The following is a 14,274-nucleotide window of genomic DNA, read 5'->3' on the forward strand; positions in this document are numbered from 1 at the left end:
CCCGCCGTTTTCTTTTGCGCCGGAGGGAGCCCATGTCCAGCAAACCGATCGAGATCCGTCCTCTGGTGCAGTCTGACCGCGCGGGCTGGGAACCGCTGTTCGAAGCTTATCTGCGCTTCTACGAGTCGGAGCTCCCCAAGGAGCAATACGACATCACCTGGGAGCGCTTTCATGACGAGGCCGAGCCGATGCACGTTCTCGGCGCGTTTGATGACGGCAAGCTGGTCGGCATCGTACATGCCATCTTCCACCGCTCCACATGGCTGCCAGATACGACCTGCTACCTTCAGGATCTTTATGTCGATGGCAGTCAGCGTGGCCGCGGCGTCGGCGAGGCGCTGATCGAAAAGGTGGCGCTGCTCGCGCGCGACAAGAATGCCGGTCGTCTCTACTGGCTGACGCAGGAAGACAACGCCACCGCGCGTCGGCTCTATGACCGCGTGGCGGTGGCCCCCGGCTTCATCCAGTATCGCAAGCCGCTGTGATATCGTGCGCCGCGCCTGTGGGCGACACATGCGCGCCATACTCCCGTAAGACATTCTCTTGAAAAGCGTGTTCGGAGGAAAAGCGAATGGCCGATAAAATCCTGTTCTATACCCATCCGATGTCGCGCGGCCGTATCGTGCGCTGGATGCTGGAAGAAGTCGGCGCGCCCTATCAGGCCGAAATCATGCAGTTCGGCACCACGATGAAGGATCCCGAATACAAGGCCGTCAATCCGATGGGCAAGGTACCGGCCATCGTCCATGGCAAGGCCGTGGTGACCGAATGCGCGGCCATCTGCGCCTATCTCGCCGACGCCTTTCCGGAAGCCAATCTGGCGCCACCGATGAAGGAACGCGGCGATTATTACCGCTGGATGTTTTTTGCCGCCGGCCCGCTGGAAGCGGCCGTCACCAACAGGACACTCGGCGTGGAAGTTGCCAAAGACCGCGAGCGCATGGTCGGTTACGGCAATTATGCCGAGGTGATGTCGACGCTCGAACGTGCCGTCGGCGGCCATGACTTTATCGGCGGATATCGTTTTTCGGCGGCGGATGTTTACGTCGGTTCGCAGATCGCCTGGGGCCTGCAATTCGGCACGATCGAAAAACGGCAGGCCTTTGTCGATTATGTCGCCCGCCTGTCGGAACGCCCGGCCTACAAGCGCGCAACCGAAATCGACGACGCGCTGGTGCGTGAGATCAAGGCGGCAGGCTGATTTCTCCCCGGACTGAACCGGCACGGAACGAGCGTTATCGCCGAAGTCTGTGCCCCCTTTTTCGCTGCGTGAGGCCGCTGGCTCTGCCGTGATTGCGGGCTCCTTGTCATTCCGCTCCCCTCCGTCATCTGGGCCTCTTCTTCTGTCATCTGGCACCCCACCTTCGTCATTCCGGCCTTGTGCCGGAATCCAGCAGCGCCGCGTCCGCGGCGCGATAGACTCGCAACGGTCACATCGAAGAAAAAGTTCTCTCACCGCGCCGACGCGCGGTGGCTAGATTCCTGTGTCGAGCACAGGAATGACGCAGAGGAGAGAGGAGGCCACCTCCGCCATTACACAACAAAAACGGCACTCAATGTCGCAAACAGAATATTTTCTCCTCGAGCTGACACCCTCCGGTCCAACAAAATCAAGATCTTGTATCTAATTTCATCCCCGCATTTCGGGGTCGTGCGATACTTCACGCGTTCTGTTTCGGCTACACCGGTCCGCATTGCCGGCGAGATAGAGCCGGTGATCGCATGGGACACCCTGATGCAGGTGATCCATGCGGGGCTGCACAGAAAATGGTCTTCCTCTCGTCTGAAAGATGGCGGGGCGTGCGTGTGTCGCACACAAACCGGCTCGATCTAATAACCAAGAACAGCGAGCCGCCGCAGAAGGACCGGAGTTGCGCGGAAAAACCACCGAACGGGGCACGTCGTGCGCCATTATAAAATTAAATTAGGAGGCACAGGACGTGCCCCGGCCGCATAACCCGCAAACGACAGCGGGTGTTTTTTGAAAACCGAAGATCGCCAAGGAACGAGTCTGCCTTATGACAGACAAAGCCCGTTCGCCCTACTGGATCGACGGCTTTTTCAAAAAGCTGTTGCGATCGGCCGAGTTGATACGCAGCCAGGCTTCACGGCCATCACGCAGCACCCGCATCGGTATCTGTGCGCCGGCCGGGCCGCTGCTCCAGACCTTGCGGTAGAAATCGGCCAGCCCATCGACCTCGCCGTCGCGGATTTCGGAAATCACGTCGCCGCGTTTCAAACCGGCCTGCGCCGCCGGACTGCCTTCAGCGACACTCATGACCACCACCTCGCCATCGCTTTCGGCGGAAAATGCGCCGAGCCATGGTCGCGGCTCGCGTTCAACCACCCCTCTGTTCAGGAGGTCGTGGAGGATCGGTCGCAGGATATCGATCGGCACGACCATGTTGATGTCGGTGATTTCGTTGCGTTGGCTCATCTGCAGCCGCAACGACCCGATCCCCAGCAAGGTGCCTTCCGCGTCAAACAGGCCCGCCCCACCCCACGAAGGATGTGCGGGAGAGATGAAGATAGCCTCGTCCAGCAGATATTCCCAATAACCGGCAAATTCCTGTTTTGCGACGATCGCTGCCTGCACATAATCGCCGGTTCCGTCGACGATCACCACCGGCTCGCCAACCTGTGCCTTGGCGGAATCGCCCAGCGGCGCCACCGGCAGATCAAGCGGCCCCAGCGCCTGCACGAGGCCAAACCCGCTCTCCTGATCATAGGCCATCGGATGCGCCGGCACGACGCGGCCATCCTGCAGCGTCAGCCACACGTCTTCCGCCTCGGTGATCAGGTAACCGATGGTCAGAACCAGACCGTTTTCCCGGATGACGATGCCACTTCCTTCACGTCGTGTTCCGAGCGACCCGGCCGTGAAGGCATCTTCGGGAATGGTGGCGCGAACGGCCACGACGGACCGCATTATTCTCTCGATATCCATGGTCGAACCCCGAGCATTGGGCAGACGCATGGTCAGCGCCCGCCGGATCATTGTCGTCAAAGGTAAGAAGTCATGATGCGCGACGCAAGAGGATGTGCAAAGGCGCACAACCACGACGTCTGCGATTGTTAAGCATTCCCTCACGGATTTATTGCCGAAATTCACGGGGATGTTACTAATATTCCGTCCAACTTTGGGCTTGGGAGACTTTCCGTGAATAAAAAACTCGCTTTCGCCGCAGCCATTGCTGCTGGCATTGTAGCGTCTGTCGGCTCGGCAAGAGCAGATGATCTTATCTTCACCCTGAAGAACGCCACGAATTCAACACTTGAGCGTTTCTACACTTCGCCGAGCGGTGTCGACGACTGGGAGGATGACGTCTTCGGTCAGGACGTGCTGGAGCCGGGGCAGAGCGTAAAAATCACCATCGCCGATGGTCGCCGCGTCTGCAAATACGACATGCGTTTCGAGTTTACCGAGGATTCCAACCTCGATACGACCGAAGATACGCAGGACCTTTGCCAGATGGGATCCTATACGATCCACGAGTGACAGGCTCGCCTGTGTTGCGCCCATGAGGCCATCCGGTTTCATGGGCCTATACCAATATCTGGGCATTTCCGACCGCAGCCGCGGCCGCTATATCTTTGCCATCACAGGCAAAGATGAGTCCCCGATATGACCGATACCGTGCTTAACCGCTTTCTCCGCTATGTCGTCATCGACACCCAGTCCGACGCCTCCTCCCCCACCCAGCCCTCCACCGCCAAGCAACTGACTCTCGGCAAGCTGCTGGTGGAAGAGCTGCAGGCGATCGGCATCAGCGACGCGCATCTCGACGAGCACGGTTACGTCTACGCGACCATTGCTTCCACATCGGCCAAGAACAATGTGCCGGTCATCTGCTTCTGCTCGCATATGGATACGGCTCCCGATTTTTCCGGCACCGGCGTCAAGCCGCAGGTGATCGAAAACTATCAGGGCGGCGACATCGTTCTACCGGGCGACACCAGCCGCATCATCAGGTTCGCGGACAATCCCGAACTGAAGAACAATATCGGCAACACAATCATCACCTCCGACGGCACGACGCTGCTCGGCGCCGATGACAAGGCGGGTCTGGCGGAAATCGTCACCGCCGCCGAAATCCTGATGAAGAACCCGGATATCAAACACGGCGCCATCCGCCTCCTGTTCACGCCGGACGAGGAAATTGCGCGAGGCGTCGAAAAGGTCGATCTTCAGAAGCTGGGCGCGGACTTCGGCTATACGGTCGACGGCGAAACACCCGGCCATATCGAAGACGAGACCTTTTCCGCCGATGGCGTCGATATCGAGATCAAGGGCGTGGCCATCCATCCCGGCTTTGCCTTCGGCAAGATGGAAAACGCCATCCGTATCGCCGGCGACATCATCGCCAAACTGCCGCGCGACATGGCGCCCGAGAGCACCAGGGGCAAGCAGGGTTTTATTCACCCGACCGGCGTGTCCGGCGCGATGGAAAGCGCCTCTATCCACTTCATCATCCGCGATTTCGTCGATGCCGGCCTGATCGAAAAGGAAAAGCTGCTGGAAGGTATCGTCAAGGAAGTCATGAAAACCTATCCGGGCTCCACCTACACATTCAAGGTCACCGAGCAGTACCGCAACATGAAGAACGTGCTTTCCGAACACCCGCAGATCATGGATTACGCGCTGGAAGCGGTCGAACGCGCCGGCATGAAAGCCGTGCGCGGCAGCATTCGCGGTGGCACCGACGGTTCGCGCCTCACCGCCATGGGCCTGCCCTGCCCCAACATCTTTGCCGGCGGCCATGCCTTCCACTCACCGCTGGAATGGGTCAGCCATCAGGATATGGACAAGGCCGTTGCGACGCTGGTGGAACTGGCAAAAATCTGGGAAGAGCGCGCCTGAGAACGCTGGAACAGAAACGCAAAAGGCGGCCCCGAAAGCCGCCTTTTTGATTCTCCTCAAAGCTCGATCAGACGTGCAGGCCCGGCGCCTCGTAACCGGTGCGCTCCACATATTCGGTATAGCCGCCACCATACTGGTGAATGCCCTCCGGCGTCAGCTCCAGAACACGGTTGGACAGTTCCGACAGGAAATGACGGTCGTGGCTGACGAACAGCATCGTCCCTTCATATTCCGACAGCGCCTTGATCAGCATTTCCTTGGTGTCGAGATCAAGGTGGTTGGTCGGTTCGTCGAGAACCAGAAAATTCGGCGGATCGAACAGCATCGCCGCCATCACCAGACGCGCCTTTTCACCACCGGAAAGAACCCGGCACTTCTTCTCGATATCATCACCGGAAAAACCGAAGCAGCCTGCCAGCGCCCGCAGCGAGCCCTGCCCTGCGCGCGGAAACTCGCTTTCCAGCCATTCGAACACGGTCTGCTCGCCATCCAGAACATCCATGGCGTGCTGCGCAAAATACCCCATCTTGACGCTGGCGCCGAGCGCCACCGTGCCCTGATCGGCATCCGTTGTACCGGCAATCAGCTTCAGCAGCGTCGATTTTCCGGCACCATTGATGCCCATGATGCACCAGCGCTCCTTGCGCCGGATCATGAAATCGAGACCCTCATAGATCGTGCGGCTGCCATAAGCCTTGTGCACACCCTTGAGGTTGACCACGTCCTCGCCCGAACGCGGTGCCGGCTGGAACTCGAAAGCCACCGTCTGACGGCGTTTCGGTGGTTCGACGCGCTCGATCTTGTCTAGCTTTTTCACACGGCTCTGCACCTGCGATGCGTGGCTGGCGCGCGCCTTGAACCGTTCGATAAACTTGATTTCCTTGGCCAGCATCGCCTGCTGCCGCTCGAACTGCGACTGCTGGTGTTTTTCGTTGAGGGCACGTTGCTCCTCGTAGAAACCGTAATCGCCGGAATAGGAATTGAGCGAACCCGCATCGATCTCGATGATCTTGCCGACGATACGGTTCATGAACTCGCGGTCATGCGAGGTCATCAGCAATGCGCCGTCATAGCCTTTGAGAAAGGCCTCGAGCCAGATCAGGCTTTCGATGTCCAAATGGTTACTCGGTTCGTCGAGCAGCATCACGTCGGGGCGCATGAGCAGGATGCGAGCCAGAGCCACGCGCATCTTCCATCCACCGGAAAGCTTGCCGACATCGCCGTCCATCATTTCCTGGCTAAAACTCAGGCCATCGAGAACTTCGCGGGCACGGCCTTCGAGGCCATAACCGTCCAGTTCCTCATACCGCGCCTGCACATCGCCATAACGCTCGATGATCTGATCCATCTCGTCCATGCGATCGGGATCGACCATGGCGGCTTCCAGCTCACGCAGCTCTGCCGCAACGATGCTGACGGGACCGGCCCCCTCCATGACTTCCGCCACGGCGCTGCGGCCGGACATTTCGCCGACATCCTGATTGAAATACCCGATGGTTACGCCTTTATCGACGGAGACCTGCCCCTCATCCGGCTCTTCGCTGCCGGTGATCATGCGAAACAGCGTCGTCTTGCCGGCGCCATTCGGGCCAACCAGACCGATCTTTTCGCCTCTGTTGAGGGCTGCGGTCGCCTCGATGAAGAGAATGCGGTGGCTGTTCGACTTGCTGATGTTTTCGATGCGGATCATGGCTGCCGGTTCGGAAAAGGGAAATCGGCTGCCTTATGTCATGCGGGGCGGAGAAAGTCGCGGGGTTTTATGCCGCCGACAACGTCATTCGGCCGCATGGCGATCGGGCCGCGTCTTTCGTTCGCTGTAGCGGGAATAAAGCGCAGCGCCCCAGCCGATTGCAGCGATAATCAAGGGAAGTACATACCAGAAAAAGAACGAGGCTGACGTCATGACCTTAGCCCTCCCAGAGCAAACCTGCCCGCCATATGAAGCAGTATGGCAGCCGATAGCCACACTATTGTAGCACCGATTGCTGACCAGGACATCTGCCAACCAGCAGACGAGGCAAACTGACTTAGAACACCGACGACCAGACATGCAGTGGACGCTCGGTCAGCGGCGGCAGCCAGATATTTTATTCGTTCGTTGTGAATGAGATCCATCACCACGCCTCAGCAAAAAACGACAATCAGCCAGATTAATTGCAAGCATATGTAGGCGATGCAACCCACCACCAAAACACGAAAAAGGCCGGGCTGTTTCCAACCCGGCCTTCGTGATGTCTATCCGGAAAAGGATTATTCGGCGCTGTCTTCAGCGGCCTTCTTCTTCGGAGCAGCCTTCTTCTTCGGAGCGGCTTCTTCGCCTTCGGCGGCGTCGTCAGCCTTGGCAGCGGCCTTCTTCTTGGAAGCAGCCTTCTTTGCCGGCTTTTCAGCGCCTTCTTCCTCGTCGTCGGCCATCAGCTCTTCCTTGCTGACGGTCTTGTCGGTGACGTCAACTTCGGACAGCAGCTTGTCGATGACCTTCTCTTCGAAGATCGGAGCGCGCAGCGAAGCGGAAGCGCCAGGCGTGTTGCGGAAGAAATCGAGGATTTCCTTCTGCTGGCCCGGGAACTGCTGCAGCTGTGCGTAAAGCGCGCGCTGCATTTCTTCTTCGGTTACTTCGACGCCGGCCTTTTCGCCGATTTCGGAGAGGACGAGGCCGAGACGAACGCGACGTTCAGCCAGCTTGGTGTATTCGGCGCGGGCTTCTTCCTCGGTCGTGTCTTCGTCGGCAAACGTCTTGCCGGACTGAGCGAGGTCGGTGTTGATCTGGCGCCAGATGTTTTCGAACTCGGCATCGACGAGGCCCTGCGGCGCGTCGAACTTGTAGAGTTCGTCGAGCTGGTCGAGGATCTGACGCTTGACCTTCTGGCGCGTGACGTTGCCGTACTGGCCTTCGATCTGGCTGCGAACAATTTCCTTCAGCTTGTCAGCCGATTCGAGGCCGAGCTTGGTCGCGAGGTCGTCGTTGATTTCCAGGTCGGCAGCGGCAGCGACGTCCTTGACGGTGATGTCGAAAGTGGCTTCCTTGCCGGCCAGGTTGGCAGCCGGGTATTCGGTCGGGAAGGTGACCGTGATGACCTTTTCATCGCCAGCCTTGACGCCGACCAGCTGGTCTTCGAAGCCCGGGATGAAACGGTTGGAACCGATGACCAGTTCGGCATCTTCGGCAGCGCCGCCGTCGAAAGCTTCGCCATCGACCTTGCCGAGGTAGTTCATGGTGACGCGGTCGCCTTCGGCGGCCTTGCCCTTCTTGGTTTCGTAGGAACGGGCGCTTTCGGCGATCTTGAGAATCTGCTCGTTGACTTCGTCTTCCGAAACCTCGACGACTTCGCGCGTGACCTTGATGCCGTTTGTCGGCTTCAGTTCGATCGGCGGAATGACTTCGTAAGCGATGTTGAATTCGAAATCGGCCTCAGCGTTCAGGATCTTGTCGGCTTCGGCTTCGTCTTCGGTCATCGAGATCGAAGGCTGGGTCGCGGACTTTTCGCCACGATCCGACAGGATCTGGTTCGGGCGGTCGCGGACGATCTCGTTGACGAGCTCAGCCATGATCGACTTGCCATACATCTTCTTCAGATGGCCGACCGGCACCTTGCCCGGACGGAAGCCGTTGATGCGGACCTTATCCTTGGCGTCGGCGAGGCGCACGTTCATCTGCGCTTCCATGTCCTTGGCCGGAATGACGACCTTGAGTTCGCGCTTCAGGCCCTCGGAGAGGGTTTCGGTAACCTGCATTGTCTAACCTTCATATCAAACGGCGATACTGCCATCGCCGTGGTTTCGATCGCACGGTCCCGGAAACACTGCCGGCCGTGGCTTCAGATACAATCTCGGACGCAACCGGGGAGCAACAGCAGTTCTACGGCCAAACAAGGCTCCGACTGCCAACTCCGCGGCTCTGGTGCGGGTAGAGAGACTTGAACTCCCACGCCTTGCGGCACCAGAACCTAAATCTGGCGTGTCTACCAATTTCACCATACCCGCGCACCGAACCGCGACGAAAATCCTCAGATGAGGCCTTCCGGAGCGCGCGTCTCTATATCACCCGTTTTTAGACACGCAAAGGAAAAATGACAGGTTTTGCACGGCTGAACGGCGCCGGTAAACGGGATTACATAGCACCGAACGCAAGCCGATGCATCCCGGGGCCGGGCCGTAGGGCAGCACATCAGCTTCAAGCCATCCCGACAGCTTTGCAGGTTTTTGCGGTATTTACCAAAAAGCCATGCGCAAACGACATGTCTTGCTTTCCGAGTTTGCACTGCACATCCCGCATCAATCGTTTATAACACAGCCATGCAAGCGACACATGGCGCTTGCATGGCTGGCAGCCGGATGGAAACATCAAATTGCCCTCGGGCATTAGCCTGCGAACAGAATTCGGGGTTGCGCATCTCCTCCTCCCAAGCGCCGCCTCGATAGACTAGCGATCCTCCTCCTCCCGGTCGCTGGTCGTTTCCTCCGACGCCCACCGGATCTCCTCCCCCGGTGGGCGTTTCTCGTTCCGCAAAACTGTCGATTGCCGCATTCGCCATCAGATGGCGATGCATTTGCCGCTATTTTGTACAATCTCCTAACGTCATTTAACCAGGCCTGCACAAAGCGCATAGGTACCCTTCGGGAATAGCGCTGTTCAGCGAACTAAATCGATTTATATTCCAACTCATGAAATTGACGTCGGTCAAGAAAAGTACCGGCAAGGCACAAAAAAGGAACTGGCCATGAACATCACCCGCTCGCTCACCAACTGGCGCAAGTACCGTCAGACCGTTACCGAACTTGGCCGCATGTCGGACCGCGAACTGCACGACCTCGGCATCGGCCGTGGCGACATCCGTCGCGTTGCCCGCACCGCCGTCGGCAACTGATTTCCGCTACCCGCAAGGGCGTTGACGGACACAAAAAAGCGCCCCTCGCCGGGCGCTTTTTTTGTGCTTTATTCTCGCCGCAATTTTGCCCCGCACTGCGCGACAAAGCAGCAAAGCATATTTTTTATTCATCATCCTGCACATTTGCATGGCAGTCGCCAATTTTTTGCACTGCGTATTCTTGTTTCTCGGTTGTATAAGACCCTCATCCGCCGGTGCACGACGCATACGGCACTTAAAACTCTTGAGGAAAACCATGAACCCGATCCGCATCGCCAAGAACTGGATCAGCTACCGCCGCACCATGAACGAGCTCGGCAACCTGTCGAACCAGGCCCTCACCGATATCGGCCTGACGCGCTACGACATCCGTAACGTTGCTGCCCGTTCCTACCGTTAAGTTTGTCCTCGCGGCATGAGGCCGCGTTCATGGGATTTCGAATGACCGACATCCCCTCGACGGCGCTCACGTGGCGCCGTTCGCATGTCCGGGACATGCTTTTCTTGTCCACCGGCCACCATCGGCAAATGCTTTCCAGTTGGATGGCGCAGGCGCGCATGATAATGAGCGCGCCATGACAAACACGCTCCCCTCTCCCATTCACGTTATCGGCGGCGGCCTTGCCGGTTCCGAAGCCGCCTGGCAGATCGCCCAGGCCGGCGTTCCCGTTATCCTGCACGAGATGCGCGGCACACGCGGCACCGATGCCCACAAGACCGACGGCCTTGCCGAACTGGTCTGCTCCAATTCCTTCCGCTCCGATGATGCGACCGCCAATGCGGTTGGCGTCATCCATGCGGAAATGCGGCTTGCCGGTTCGCTGATCATGGCCTGCGCCGACAAGAACCAGGTTCCGGCCGGCGGCGCGCTTGCCGTCGACCGCGACGGCTTTTCCGATGCCGTCACCGCCGCCATTCACGAACACCCGCTGATCACGGTCGTCCGCGAGGAAGTCACCGGCCTGCCGCCAGAGGACTGGGATCTTGCCGTCATCGCCACCGGCCCGCTGACATCGCCGGATCTTGCCGGCGCCATCCAGTCGGAAACCGGCAAGGATGCGCTTGCCTTTTTCGATGCCATCGCGCCGATCATCCACCGCGATTCCATCAACATGGATGTCTGCTGGTACCAGTCGCGATACGACAAGGTCGGTCCCGGCGGCACCGGCAAGGATTACATCAACTGCCCGCTCGACAAGGAGCAGTATGACGCCTTTATCGATGCGCTGATTGCCGGCGATACGGTCGGTTTCAAGGAATGGGAAGGCACACCCTATTTCGACGGCTGCCTGCCGATCGAAGTCATGGCCGAGCGTGGTCGCGAGACCCTGCGCCACGGCCCGATGAAGCCGATGGGCCTCACCAATGCGCATAACCCGACCGTCAAGGCCTATGCGGTCGTGCAGCTGCGCCAGGACAATGCGCTCGGCACGCTCTACAATATGGTCGGTTTCCAGACGAAGCTGAAATACGGCGCGCAGGCGGAAATCATTCGCCTGATCCCGGGTCTTGAAAACGCGGAATTTGCCCGCCTTGGCGGCCTGCACCGCAATACCTATATCCAGTCGCCGATCCTCCTCGACAATTCGCTGACGCTGAAAAGCCGTAAGGGCCTGCGTTTTGCGGGTCAGATCACCGGTTGCGAAGGTTATGTCGAAAGCGCTGCCGTCGGCCTGCTTGCCGGCCGTTTTTCCGCCGCCGAGCGCAAGGGCGAAACACCATCGCTGCCGCCGGCGACCACGGCGCTTGGCTCGCTGCTCAACCACATTACCGGCGGCCACATCATGTCCGACGATGAGCCGGGAAAGCGGTCCTTCCAGCCGATGAATATCAATTTCGGGCTTTTCCCGGAATTGGAGCCGGGTTCGATCGTCAAGCCGGAAGGCGTGAAGCGTTTTCGCGGCAAGGACAAGACGATCATGAAGCGCCAGCTGGTCTCCGCCCGTGCGCTGAAAGACTGCAAGAAATGGCTCGGTTAAACTCCAGGCCGCGGAATAAATCGATCACGAACAGAAAAGAGCCCGCTGACGCGGGCTTTTCCTTGCATATCGATCAGTCAAACCACATCAGGCCGTTGGCTGCTCGCCAGCCTTAGCATTTTCCGCAACAGCCTTGTCTTCTGCACTGACATAATTGCCAAGCAGCCACAGGCCCACTTCGGCGGCAATCTCATGGCTTGGAAAGCTGAATTCACCATTCTGCGTCGGAGCATCGAGAAACTCGATGACAAAACCCTTGCCATCCACCGTGCTCGTTGCGCGCGCCCGTCCGGGCTCGATGACATGGCAGGAATAGTGACGACCGTAATTGCGCATCACACCCGCCTTGCCGTCATGCAGGCGAATGAAGACGGCATTGCCGTCCACCGTCTCGTGAAGGGCGCGGATCGCTTCCGTCGGAAAGGCGCGGCCGAATTCCAGAATGGCGAGCCCTGGATCATGGCGTTCGCCATCTTCACGATCCTTGGCCATGCGCGTGACGTAATAGGCCAGCGCAATAACCGCCACACCGATGATCAACCAACTGACGAGGCTCATCTTTCCTCCCGAAAACAGCCCGCAACCTCGCGAGCTTTTCGGCACTAGCGCATCAGGCTTGTGCGAGCTTGGTCCTGCGAAGATAATCCGGAAAGTTTAGCAGAAATGTTGCCGGCCGACAAAAGTCAGCGACGATCAGGCTGGTCAGATGCTTCTGCGCATCATTGCCGTTACCATGCGCAATTGTCGACGCCATTGCAGTGGCAGCAGCGGTTGCTGCAAAACACCTGCACCCAGCTTCTGCGCTTTCTTCAAAACGGCATCCGCCGTTGTTGCCGGCAGGAATGCGGGCATGACCGCTGCCGGGATTTTGCCGCCTGCCCGCGCCTTTTTCAGATGATCGAGGCCGAGGCCCGCAAAAGCTTCTATGGCGGCGGAAATCCGAGCCTTGTCATTGCCGGCCAGAAATTTTTCGCGGTCGAGCCCGACGGCGGAAAGGATATCGAGCGGAATATACAGCTGGCCACGCGCCGAATGGCTCGGCATCAGAAGCAACGCGCCCGATATGGCATGCGCCACCCCCGCATGACCGGCAACCGTCGCGGACGCTGCGGCTTCTGCAGGGGAAAGAACAAGCCCGGCAAGCTGGATCAGCGCCGAAGCGGTTTCGCCGGCGTAGCCTTCCAACGCATTGCGATCCGGAAACGGGTCGTCATAGAGGTCGAAAATGCGGGAATCGAGCATGTCGATAAATGTCTGGCGCGGCAGGCGGTATTTTTCGACCGCTGCGAACAGCGCAGCCGAAACCGGGTTTGCCTCCGCCTCTTCGTTCGGACCTTCCTCGAACTGGCCACGCCACCATTGCAGACGGATCTCACCAGCCAGCGGCTGACGAATGACATCGCGGATTTTTGCGATCTCGGCATTAAAGGCATAAAGCGCCGCCAACGCATCGCGCTTGTCTTCCGGGGAAAGCAGGCAGGCGAGATAACGATCGCGGTCGGTACCGCGCAAGGTCGTAAGGCAGATGTCTGAAATGGCTTCGCCCGATGCGCTCACGGAGCCTTGTCCCTTATGCGTTTCAGTCGACCGCGATCAGGGCAGCCGCCACCGGTCGCGATTCCATCAGCATGATATTGTAGGTGCGAACCGCAGCACCGGTATTCATCGGGTCCGAGGCAATACCGTGTTCATTGAACACCGCTTTCAGGGCTTTCGGTATAGGTCGCAAATCCTTGCCGGTGCCGAGGATCAGGAATTCGATTTCGCCGGCATCGGCCAGCACCTTCTCGAACGCCGCGGGGTCAAGCGGGTCACCTTCGGCAAAATCCCAGCCATAAATGCCGGAAGGAAGGCAGAGGATCGACCCGCGATGCGACATGTCGGCGAAGCGGAAACCGCCATTGCCATAAACGTCGATCTCGGCGCGGCCCGGAAAATGTGCGTCGCGAATCTGTAGAGGTTTCATCGGAAAGGATGTCCTTGCTGGATATCGCGACGCGCCGGATTGAATGTCTTACTTCGCGGCTTCTGTCTTGACCGGCTCGCCCTTGACGCGGACTTCGGCGACGTAGGAGCGCAGAACGCGAACGCGGACGTTTTCGGCGATTTCGACTTCGACTTCGTTGTCGTCGATGACCTTGGTCACCTTGCCGGCAATGCCGCCGCCGAGGACGACCTGGTCACCACGGCGGATCGCATTCAGGGTTTCCTGACGCTTCTTCATCTGGGCGCGCTGCGGGCGGATCAGGAAAAAGTACCAGACGACCATGAGCGGTGCGAAAAGGAAAAGCATTTCAAGGCCGGAGCCGAATGCGCCGCCGGCTGCGGGGGCTGCACCACTGGCTTGGGCAAATGCCTCGGAAATAAACATCGATAACTCCCAGATTGACGCGATACGCGTAGAAAGCCGTAAAGGCCGCCGAAATATAGTAACCACCGCCCCGAATGCAACAGAGACACCGGGTCGCGGGGCCTTTCGGCGTACCGTTTCAAAGCCTCCTACCCTTTCGAGGCATCAAAGGCCATGCTACCGCCGGTCGAATACACAAAAAACCACCGCCCGGAGGCC

General features: G+C 58.8%; 15 protein-coding genes and 1 tRNA gene. 7 read left to right on the top strand and 9 right to left on the bottom strand.

Annotation, left to right across the window (positions count from 1 at the left end):
• Positions 1-32: 32 nt before the first annotated feature.
• Entirely contained in the window at positions 33-485 is a 453-nt protein-coding gene (locus ACRQ1B_RS07925; RefSeq protein WP_432293080.1) for a GNAT family N-acetyltransferase, read from the top strand.
• Between the two features lie 86 nt (positions 486-571).
• Positions 572-1,201 carry a glutathione S-transferase family protein gene (locus ACRQ1B_RS07930; RefSeq protein ID WP_432293081.1) on the top strand — a complete coding sequence of 210 codons (630 nt, stop codon included), beginning with the start codon at positions 572-574 and terminating at the stop codon, positions 1,199-1,201.
• A gap of 840 nt (positions 1,202-2,041) precedes the next feature.
• On the opposite strand, the gene ACRQ1B_RS07935 is transcribed toward ACRQ1B_RS07930, so the two are convergent.
• Positions 2,042-2,947: a S1C family serine protease gene (locus ACRQ1B_RS07935; RefSeq protein WP_432293082.1), complete on the bottom strand. Its 906-nt coding sequence runs from the start codon at positions 2,945-2,947 to the stop codon at positions 2,042-2,044.
• A gap of 213 nt (positions 2,948-3,160) precedes the next feature.
• On the opposite strand from ACRQ1B_RS07935, the gene ACRQ1B_RS07940 reads away from it, so the two are divergent.
• Both ACRQ1B_RS07940 and pepT read left to right on the top strand, forming a co-directional pair.
• The gene (locus ACRQ1B_RS07940) at positions 3,161-3,499 is read left to right on the top strand and encodes a hypothetical protein (RefSeq protein WP_432293083.1); all 339 of its coding nucleotides are present in this window, start codon (positions 3,161-3,163) and stop codon (positions 3,497-3,499) included.
• 126 nt (positions 3,500-3,625) lie between these two features.
• Entirely contained in the window at positions 3,626-4,861 is a 1,236-nt protein-coding gene (gene pepT / locus ACRQ1B_RS07945) for a peptidase T (RefSeq protein ID WP_432293084.1), read from the top strand.
• 67 nt (positions 4,862-4,928) lie between these two features.
• On the opposite strand, the gene ACRQ1B_RS07950 is transcribed toward pepT, so the two are convergent.
• The 4 genes from ACRQ1B_RS07950 to ACRQ1B_RS07965 all read right to left on the bottom strand — a co-directional run bounded on the left by ACRQ1B_RS07950 (position 4,929) and on the right by ACRQ1B_RS07965 (position 8,842).
• Positions 4,929-6,551, bottom strand: coding sequence for an ABC-F family ATP-binding cassette domain-containing protein (locus ACRQ1B_RS07950; protein WP_432293085.1), 1,623 nt, complete (start codon positions 6,549-6,551; stop codon positions 4,929-4,931).
• Between the two features lie 84 nt (positions 6,552-6,635).
• On the bottom strand, positions 6,636-6,764 hold the full coding sequence (locus ACRQ1B_RS07955) for a hypothetical protein (protein WP_432293086.1): 129 nt from the start codon (positions 6,762-6,764) through the stop codon (positions 6,636-6,638).
• Between the two features lie 347 nt (positions 6,765-7,111).
• Positions 7,112-8,593, bottom strand: coding sequence for a trigger factor (gene tig / locus ACRQ1B_RS07960; RefSeq protein ID WP_432293087.1), 1,482 nt, complete (start codon positions 8,591-8,593; stop codon positions 7,112-7,114).
• 164 nt (positions 8,594-8,757) lie between these two features.
• Positions 8,758-8,842 (bottom strand) — tRNA-Leu (locus ACRQ1B_RS07965).
• Positions 8,843-9,579: 737 nt separating this feature from the next.
• Here ACRQ1B_RS07965 and ACRQ1B_RS07970 point away from each other — a divergent pair.
• The 3 genes from ACRQ1B_RS07970 (at position 9,580) to trmFO (ending at position 11,705) form a co-directional block, all read left to right on the top strand.
• Positions 9,580-9,726 carry a DUF1127 domain-containing protein gene (locus ACRQ1B_RS07970; RefSeq protein ID WP_112731279.1) on the top strand — a complete coding sequence of 49 codons (147 nt, stop codon included), beginning with the start codon at positions 9,580-9,582 and terminating at the stop codon, positions 9,724-9,726.
• A 256-nt stretch (positions 9,727-9,982) separates the two neighbouring features.
• On the top strand, positions 9,983-10,126 hold the full coding sequence (locus ACRQ1B_RS07975) for a DUF1127 domain-containing protein (RefSeq protein ID WP_132273419.1): 144 nt from the start codon (positions 9,983-9,985) through the stop codon (positions 10,124-10,126).
• Between the two features lie 175 nt (positions 10,127-10,301).
• Positions 10,302-11,705, top strand: coding sequence for a methylenetetrahydrofolate--tRNA-(uracil(54)-C(5))-methyltransferase (FADH(2)-oxidizing) TrmFO (trmFO, locus tag ACRQ1B_RS07980; RefSeq protein WP_432293088.1), 1,404 nt, complete (start codon positions 10,302-10,304; stop codon positions 11,703-11,705).
• 87 nt (positions 11,706-11,792) lie between these two features.
• Here trmFO and ACRQ1B_RS07985 read toward each other — a convergent pair whose 3' ends face one another.
• From ACRQ1B_RS07985 to yajC, 4 genes are all read right to left on the bottom strand, one after another.
• The gene (locus tag ACRQ1B_RS07985) at positions 11,793-12,263 is read right to left on the bottom strand and encodes a hypothetical protein (protein WP_432293089.1); all 471 of its coding nucleotides are present in this window, start codon (positions 12,261-12,263) and stop codon (positions 11,793-11,795) included.
• A gap of 144 nt (positions 12,264-12,407) precedes the next feature.
• Positions 12,408-13,262, bottom strand: coding sequence for a phytoene/squalene synthase family protein (locus ACRQ1B_RS07990; RefSeq protein ID WP_432293090.1), 855 nt, complete (start codon positions 13,260-13,262; stop codon positions 12,408-12,410).
• A gap of 22 nt (positions 13,263-13,284) precedes the next feature.
• Positions 13,285-13,671, bottom strand: a complete 387-nt coding sequence (locus tag ACRQ1B_RS07995) for an Mth938-like domain-containing protein (protein WP_432293091.1) — start codon at positions 13,669-13,671, stop codon at positions 13,285-13,287.
• Positions 13,672-13,719: 48 nt separating this feature from the next.
• A complete protein-coding gene (gene yajC, locus ACRQ1B_RS08000; RefSeq protein WP_432293092.1) occupies positions 13,720-14,076 on the bottom strand; it encodes a preprotein translocase subunit YajC in 357 nt (118 codons plus the stop codon).
• Positions 14,077-14,274: the final 198 nt, after the last annotated feature.

The sequence above is a fragment of the Endobacterium panacihumi genome, from assembly GCF_050847465.1.
Taxonomy (GTDB): Bacteria; Pseudomonadota; Alphaproteobacteria; order Rhizobiales; family Rhizobiaceae; genus Neorhizobium; species Neorhizobium panacihumi.